Annotated in this window: 7 protein-coding genes and 1 pseudogene; 4 read left to right on the forward strand and 4 right to left on the reverse strand. The window is 56.3% G+C overall.

The features are described from left to right. Positions 1-108 precede the first annotated feature (108 nt). Positions 109-303 (forward strand): annotated as a pseudogene (locus QK293_RS05445) (hypothetical protein); the annotation flags it as partial. Positions 304-346: 43 nt separating this feature from the next. On the opposite strand, the gene QK293_RS05450 reads toward QK293_RS05445, so the two are convergent. From QK293_RS05450 to QK293_RS05465, 4 genes are all read right to left on the reverse strand, one after another. Next, complete coding sequence (locus QK293_RS05450) at positions 347-1582, reverse strand: saccharopine dehydrogenase family protein (protein WP_282376072.1); 1236 nt, start codon at positions 1580-1582, stop codon at positions 347-349. Between the two features lie 27 nt (positions 1583-1609). Next, positions 1610-2707, reverse strand: a complete 1098-nt coding sequence (gene nspC / locus QK293_RS05455) for a carboxynorspermidine decarboxylase (RefSeq protein WP_282376073.1) — start codon at positions 2705-2707, stop codon at positions 1610-1612. Positions 2708-2953: 246 nt separating this feature from the next. After that, the gene (locus tag QK293_RS05460) at positions 2954-3727 is read right to left on the reverse strand and encodes a ParA family protein (protein WP_282376074.1); all 774 of its coding nucleotides are present in this window, start codon (positions 3725-3727) and stop codon (positions 2954-2956) included. A 106-nt stretch (positions 3728-3833) separates the two neighbouring features. Beyond that, positions 3834-4769: a Ppx/GppA family phosphatase gene (locus tag QK293_RS05465; protein WP_282376075.1), complete on the reverse strand. Its 936-nt coding sequence runs from the start codon at positions 4767-4769 to the stop codon at positions 3834-3836. A 308-nt stretch (positions 4770-5077) separates the two neighbouring features. On the opposite strand from QK293_RS05465, the gene QK293_RS05470 reads away from it, so the two are divergent. From QK293_RS05470 to QK293_RS05480, 3 genes are all read left to right on the forward strand, one after another. Continuing rightward, positions 5078-5752, forward strand: a complete 675-nt coding sequence (locus QK293_RS05470; RefSeq protein WP_282376076.1) for a polysaccharide lyase family 7 protein — start codon at positions 5078-5080, stop codon at positions 5750-5752. 526 nt (positions 5753-6278) lie between these two features. After that, positions 6279-6476 carry a hypothetical protein gene (locus tag QK293_RS05475; protein WP_282376077.1) on the forward strand — a complete coding sequence of 66 codons (198 nt, stop codon included), beginning with the start codon at positions 6279-6281 and terminating at the stop codon, positions 6474-6476. Between the two features lie 141 nt (positions 6477-6617). Then, the gene (locus tag QK293_RS05480; protein WP_282376078.1) at positions 6618-7331 is read left to right on the forward strand and encodes a metallophosphoesterase; all 714 of its coding nucleotides are present in this window, start codon (positions 6618-6620) and stop codon (positions 7329-7331) included. The last annotated feature ends 156 nt before the right edge of the window (positions 7332-7487 follow it).

Raw genomic sequence — 7487 nt, forward strand, 5'->3', positions numbered from 1 at the left:
AAGAACGCAGACGAGTTATTGCGTCGGCCCCTAAGCCCTGAACGGGCTCAGATCCCGGAATTACAGTTGCAAAAAAACCGCCCGTAGGCGGTTTTGGCCGTGTGCCCTGTTGCAGAGGCGTTGGAGCGCGGACAACGGGTCAGAGCCGGTGGCCGCGAGTGGAGCACGCAGCTTGAAATACGCTCCTGCTGTGCCAAAACCAATCAAAACCCGACCATGTTGAAGCTATGGAAAACCCTGGAGATAGCTTCAAATTACGCACAAACCAAAACGCCGCTCAAAGAGCGGCGTTTTGGCGTATAGAGCGGGAAACGAGATTCACCTGTTGTTGTGAGCCTCAGGTGTTTCAGCTCCAGGGACGGTCTCCATTCTCATCCTTGATGCGGGTTGGCAGGCCCATCACGTCCAGCGCCTTGAGGAACGGCTCAGCCGGCAGCTCTTCGACGTTGACCATACGCTGCACGTCCCACTCGCCACGGGCGACCAGCAAGGCTGCAGCCACGGGCGGCACGCCAGCGGTATAGGAAATGCCCTGGCTGTCAGTTTCTGCGTAGGCGTCCTCATGATCGGCCACGTTGTAGATGAACACCTCGCGCGGCTGACCATCCTTGGTGCCCTTGACCAGATCACCGATGCAGGTCTTGCCGGTGTAGCCGGGGGCCAGCGAGCTCGGATCAGGCAGCACGGCCTTGACCACTTTCAGCGGCACGACTTCCAGGCCTTCAGCGGTCTTGACCGGTTGCTCCGAGAGCAGGCCAAGGTTCTTGAGTACGGTGAACACATTGATGTAGTGCTCGCCGAAGCTCATCCAGAAACGCACGTTGGGCACGTTGAGGTTCTTCGACAGCGAGTGAACTTCATCGTGGCCGGTCAGGTACAGGTTCTGCGCCCCTACGACCGGCAGGTCGTCAGTGCGTTTGACTTCGAACATCGTGTTGCTCGTCCACTGGCTGTTCTGCCAGCTCCACACCTGACCGGTGAACTCGCGGAAGTTGATTTCCGGGTCGAAATTGGTGGCGAAATACTTGCCATGGGAACCGGCATTGACGTCGAGAATGTCGATCGAATCAATGCGGTCGAAATACTGTTGCTGCGCCAGCGCTGCATAGGCGTTGACCACACCCGGGTCGAAACCCACACCGAGAATGGCGGTGATGTTCTTCTCTTTGCACTCCTCGAGGTGGTTCCACTCGTAGTTGCCATACCAGGGCGGCGTCTCGCAGACTTTACCCGGTTCTTCGTGAATGGCGGTGTCCAGGTAGGCCACGCCGGTATCGATGCAAGCACGCAGCACCGACATGTTGAGGAAAGCGGAACCGACGTTGATGACGATCTGCGATCCGGTTTCGCGGATCAGCGCCTTGGTCGCTTCGACATCCAGGGCGTTCAGCGAGTAGGCCTGGATATCAGCGGGCACTTTGAGGCTGCCCTTGGCCTTGACGCTGTCGATGATGGCCTGGCACTTGGAGATGTTGCGCGACGCGATAGCAATACGACCGAGTTCATCGTTGTGCTGCGCGCACTTGTGGGCCACCACCTTGGCGACACCTCCTGCACCAATGATAAGCACGTTCTTCTTCAATTTTTCTCTCTCTCCTTCTCAGCCAGCTTACGAAAGGCTGGACATGTAGTCGTTATAACCAAACTCACGAACCACCTCGACACTACCGTCGAGTTGTTTCACCACGATGGATGGCATTTTCAGGCCGTTGAACCAATTCTTCTTGACCATGGTGTAACCCGCGGCGTCGATGAACGACAACCGATCGCCGATGGCCAGCGGGCGATCAAATTGATACTCACCGAAAATGTCTCCGGCCAGGCAGGATTTGCCGCACACCATGTAGGTGTGCTCGCCTTCGCTGGGCGCCAGCTTGGCATTCAGGCGATAGATCAGCAGATCGAGCATGTGTGCTTCAATGGAGCTGTCCACGACCGCCAGGTGCTTGCCGTTGTAGAGGGTGTCGAGCACGGTGACTTCCAGCGACGCGCTCTGAGTGATGGCGGCTTCGCCCGGCTCCAGGTAGACCTGCACGCCGTATTTCTGCGAGAAGGCCTTGAGGCGCGCGCAGAATTCGTCCAGCGCATAGCCTTCACCGGTGAAGTGGATGCCGCCACCGAGGCTGACCCACTCGACCTTGTGCAGCAGATGACCGAATCGCTCCTCGATGGTGCACAGCATCTGGTCGAACAGGCCGAAGTCGCCGTTCTCGCAGTTGTTGTGGAACATGAAACCAGAGATCTGGTCGATGACCTGCTCGATCTTCACCGGGTCCCACTCGCCCAGACGGCTGAACGGCCGCGCCGGGTCGGCCAGCAGGTAATCCGAGCTGCTCACTTGCGGATTGACCCGCAGACCGCGCACCTTGCCTGCTGACGCCTCGGTGTAGCGCTGCAATTGGCCAATGGAATTGAAGATAATCTTGTCGCAGTTCTCGAGCATCTCCTCGATTTCATCGTCGGCCCAGGCCACGCTGTAGGCGTGAGTCTCGCCCGCGAACTTCTGTCGACCGAGTTTGAGCTCGTAGAGCGACGACGACGTGGTGCCGTCCATGTATTGCTGCATCAGGTCGAACACCGACCAGGTGGCGAAGCACTTGAGTGCCAGGAGGGCCTTGGCCCCGGACTGTTCGCGCACATAGGCGATCTTCTGCATGTTCGCCAGCAGCTTTTGCTTGTCGATGAGGTAGTACGGCGTTTTGATCATTTCGAGGCGCCTCCGGCAAGGCCAACCAAAAAAGGATGCGCATTGTGCCTTCACTGACTGCATATCGAAAGAGCAGAAAGCCCAGCTTGCAGAGTCAACCTGAATGGGACTGAGGAGCATGTTGCACTGTGGGGCGTCGAACAGGGCGCTGCCTTTGCCATTGAACCCTCTCCAGAGGGCATGACGAAAAGACTCATGCCTCTCAATGGTGGACTAGTAATCTTAGCCGACGGGTAGCCGCTCTGTTCAGGCCTGGCTTTCAAGCAAACTGAACAGCTTTACGAATTGCCGGGTCAGCTTGTGTTGCGGTTCCAGATAGATCAATGGCTTGCTGGCCTGGTGTGACTCACGCATCTTCACCGAACTCATCAGATACGCAGGCAACACCGGCATGTTCTCGGCGATCAGTTCGTCGAGCAGTCGTTGCGGCAGTGCGTTGCGAGCCTGGAATTGGTTAACGACGATGCCCTCGACCTCCAGCCTCTCGTTATGATCACTTTTGATCTCCTCGATTTCTCTCAGCACACCGTAAATCGCTTGGCGAGAAAAGCTGTCGCAATCGAAAGGGATCAAACAGCGGTCAGCGGCAATCAACGCCGACACACTGTAAAAATTCAGACCCGGCGGCGTATCCATATAGATCCGCTCATAGTCTTCATCGAGCCTGTCCAGCAGCTTGCTGAGTTTCTGAATTTTGTAGCGTGTCTCGAGCTTGGATTGCAGATCACTCAGCTCCGACGAGGCCGCGATTAAATGCAAGTTGTCGAAGGGGGTTTCATGGATATTGGCTTGCGCCTTCTTCGATGCCGGGCCTGGGAACAGTGTCTGTTTGAAGAAGTCGGCGATCCCGAGGGGAATATCTTCGCCGCTCAATCCCGTCAAATAGTGAGTAGCATTGGCTTGGGCATCCAGATCTATCAACAAGGTGCGATAGCCCTCGGAGGCACTAATGGCGGCGAGGTTACACGCGATACTGGATTTACCAACGCCACCTTTTTGGTTAAAAACCACACGTCTCATGAAATGTCCGAAAAATTAGCAGTGGTGGACATCATGTCTTCCCTGAGTTTTATACACTTACGCTCTGTAAAGCGGGTTCCTGCTCTGCAAGGTTGCCATGGGTTGATCAGTGTTTACACATCAGTCCATGAAGAACACCGAACCTCAAGCCCGGCTCGGAAGGCGTCATATGCGAGACACCAAACACCTTGAATGCCGCCAGCATGAGCACCAGACCGCCAGGCAAGATGCTCAGTCGATGGCTTTGCAAACCTGCCAGTCTGAGCTGTTTGACATGCCCCACTTCAAGCAGGCGCAACGACAAGCGTAACAGGCCGCTGTAGGTGATGCCGCTTTGGCCATAGTCGTTCAACCCGTTGGCCTTGAGTACTTTGGCCAGCATTCGTGCGGTGCCTGAAGAGCCGATAACCTGCTGCCAACCCACCGCACGATAACGACGCGCCACTTTTTCAAATTGCAGAGTGGCTACCCGCTCAGCCTCCAGAAGCGTCTGAGCCGTGATACAGCCCCCCTGAAAGTAACGCGCGCCGAAGGTGCCGCTGCCGATGGCAATACTCTCGGTCAACAGGGGTTGAGCGCCCTGCCCCAGAATCAATTCGGTGGAGCCGCCACCGATATCCACGACCAGTCGCCTGTTTTCTGTACCGGGTATCGTATGGGCAACACCGGCGTACACCAGTCGGGCCTCTTCATGCCCAGAGATAACGTCAATACGAAAGCCCAGGTGCCGCTCCGCGCTGGCTAAAAACAGTTGAGCATTGTCGGCTTCGCGCACGGCACTGGTCGCCACTGCCCGCACACGACCGGCCTCGAAACCGCGTAACTTTTTGCCAAATCGCGCGAGCGCTTGCCATCCCCGATCCAGAGCCAACTCGTCTAGCGCTCCGCCTTGAGCCCCTTCCGCCAAACGGACAGGCTCACGCAAGGTTTTTACTTCCTGGATCACAAACCCCTGATTCCGTCTGACTGACTGGCCGATCATCATGCGAAACGCATTAGAACCAAGATCAATGGCTGCAAACAGGGAGGCGTCTCCTTTCATAGGGATTCCTTGCAAATTCATCAACCCGCAGGTGGAAACCTGCTGAGCGCTCTAGACGGTTTGCGAGGATCTTGCCATGGGTTCGATGACGCTAAGATGACGCCCTCTACCCTTTACTAACTATTATGGACGCGTACTCAGCCCGTTTTGCCCCTTCCTGCGGCGCCCCGCCGACCAAACACATCTACAAAACGATACAACCCCTCGCCGACCCCTTGCCCAATAGTCACGCCTAGACTACTGTACATCCAGACAGTATTAAGGTTCAACAGAGCAACACCCGACATCAATGGACTGAGGCAAAAACCATGACTGTAGACATCAGCAACTTCACCATCGCTACCCCGCTTCCAATCTCCGACACCAACCCGATTGCGCTTGAGCTCATTGGTTGGCGGGCGCTAATCGAATGCCCCGATGTCGTCAAGATGCTTGACGATGGTTCGCTGCAGATGACGGCGCCGACACTCGGTGCCTCCAGCAAAAGCACGAAGCGGACTCGCTGTGAATGGAAGGAGCCGGGGTACTGGCTGTTCTCCAGCGCTGCAGACCACTGGAATCGCCAAGAAATGCGGCTGACGAAGGTCAACTCGCTGCAGAAGGTCGTAATCGGCCAGATTCACGTGAAAGATTCAGAACGACCGCCTGTGAAGGTTTTCTGGAACAAAGGCAAAATCACCATGGGGTTCCGGTCGAGCTACCTGCAAGACAATCCGGTGAATTCCACAGTGCTGGAGAACGTGCCCCTCGGTGCACTTTTCAAAATCAATATTCACGCCAATTCGAGCGGCGCTGTCTCCGTATCGGCGAGCTGTAACGGCGTCAAATCGACTTCGGCGATCATGCGCCTCGACAACACTTGGGACACGAAAACACTCGCCTTCCACGGTGGCGTGTACAACCAGATCGATTACTCCGAAACCACGGACCCGGAAGACGGTTCAGTCTGCGTCATCAGCGATCTGTCCATCACTCACGCCTGATACCACCTACTCGGCCTGACTAGCGACACAGGTTGCAAGGAAGCAAGGGTGTAGCGGGATGCGGAAAGGATCAGCCTGCGGAAACGAAAGGGGATCAATGAGCCCAATGCCTTGGTGCGCGAGCAGTTGGCCAAAGTCGCTGTTACTTATCCCTGTATCGGCAATCAGACTCATTGATCGTTGCCCAGCGCAATGTTGGGCGATTTCCATTTAACTGAAATGGCGATGCATTGGCGCGTAAACAGCAGCCATGCACTATTTTTTAGCAAAACAACGGCTGCACGTCTAATCACCTTTTCCCCCGGCCTTATAGGCTCAGGAAATATCCGAGCTAAAGGAGGCGAAAGCCAATGGCAACCATTCGTCGCATGAGAAACGCGGCGCGAATTTATTGACTATTCCTGGCGTAAGGATTGCAAAAGACGCTCGTAGCGGCCCCAGAGCGACGTAATTCTGACGCGGCGGCACTTTAATTAACGCTTAAGGACTCCAGCGAAGCGCTTGGTCAGTCACCGGGGGATGTAACGTGTCAACTCTCAATGAAATCGCAGCGAACCACGCGAGAATGGCTAAGGCTCTTGCAGAAGAGTCGACCGGGCTGAGTGAGCGCCACACCCAAATAGTGGAAACTTTCGAAGTCCCATCCATTGATGCGCAACACGTGCCCCTGCACCTCATCGCCGGCGTGCAGGACAACCACTTCGGGCAAGCAACTGGCTACTGACACTCACCGCGCTGGATCCGGGAAGCCTGTCGCGCAGGCGGTAAGAGTCTTCTTGCCGTCGCGGTAGTCGTCGACCAGCACATCCTGGCCTAAACTCAACTGACTACCAGCCCGTTGGGGAGCTGCGGGAGAGGTATTCCCATGCTCGAAGCTATCGAGATGCCGCGCGTGAAGCGCTTCGCCGCAAACGTTGCCGGCCGAGATTTCGTGGTCGGTGACATTCATGGCCATTTCACTCGGTTGCAGGCCGCTCTGGATGCAGTCGGGCTCAATCCCTCAGTAGATCGCCTGTTCAGTGTTGGCGATCTGATTGACCGTGGACCCGGGTGCCGTGACGCGCTCGACTGGCTGGACAAACCATGGTTCCACCCGGTGCGGGGCAACCATGACGACTACGTGGTGTGTTTCGACACCTGCGACCTCGACAGCTGGATCGGCAACGGCGGTTCATGGTTCACGGACCTGTCGCCGTTCGAGAAGCAAACATTCGCGGCGCAGTTCGCCAAGCTCCCTATCGCGATCGAAGTCGAAACAGCACACGGCCTGATCGGCATCGTGCACGCCGACTGTCCATTTCCATCATGGGAACAGTTGCGTAAGGAACTGGAATCGCCAGAAAGCAACGAGCAGCTGCAGGCGGTCCAGCACGACTGCATGTGGTCACGAAGGCGGATCGATCAGATGCAAAAGCATGGCGTTGATGGCCTACGCGCACTCGTCGTAGGGCATACGCCGCTTCTTATGCCGGTCAGCCTTGGCAATGTGATTCACATCGATACGGCTGGCTGGAGGCCGGACCGTGGCTATTTCACCCTGTTGAATCTCGAAACGCTCGAAACCATCCCCGCCTCCTGACTCAATACGGATCGGCCAATGGAGTTCACTTAATAAAAAACCCGGCCTCATCAGCCGGGTTCTTTAATTTGCTATTTAGATGGCATCACTGCCACCGACCCTCAACAGCACTTCGGCCCACCCTTGCCACCGTAACGAGCCTCCTGGCGTTCCCGG

This window comes from Pseudomonas sp. AL03 (genome assembly GCF_029960815.1).
Lineage (GTDB): Bacteria > Pseudomonadota > Gammaproteobacteria > Pseudomonadales > Pseudomonadaceae > Aquipseudomonas.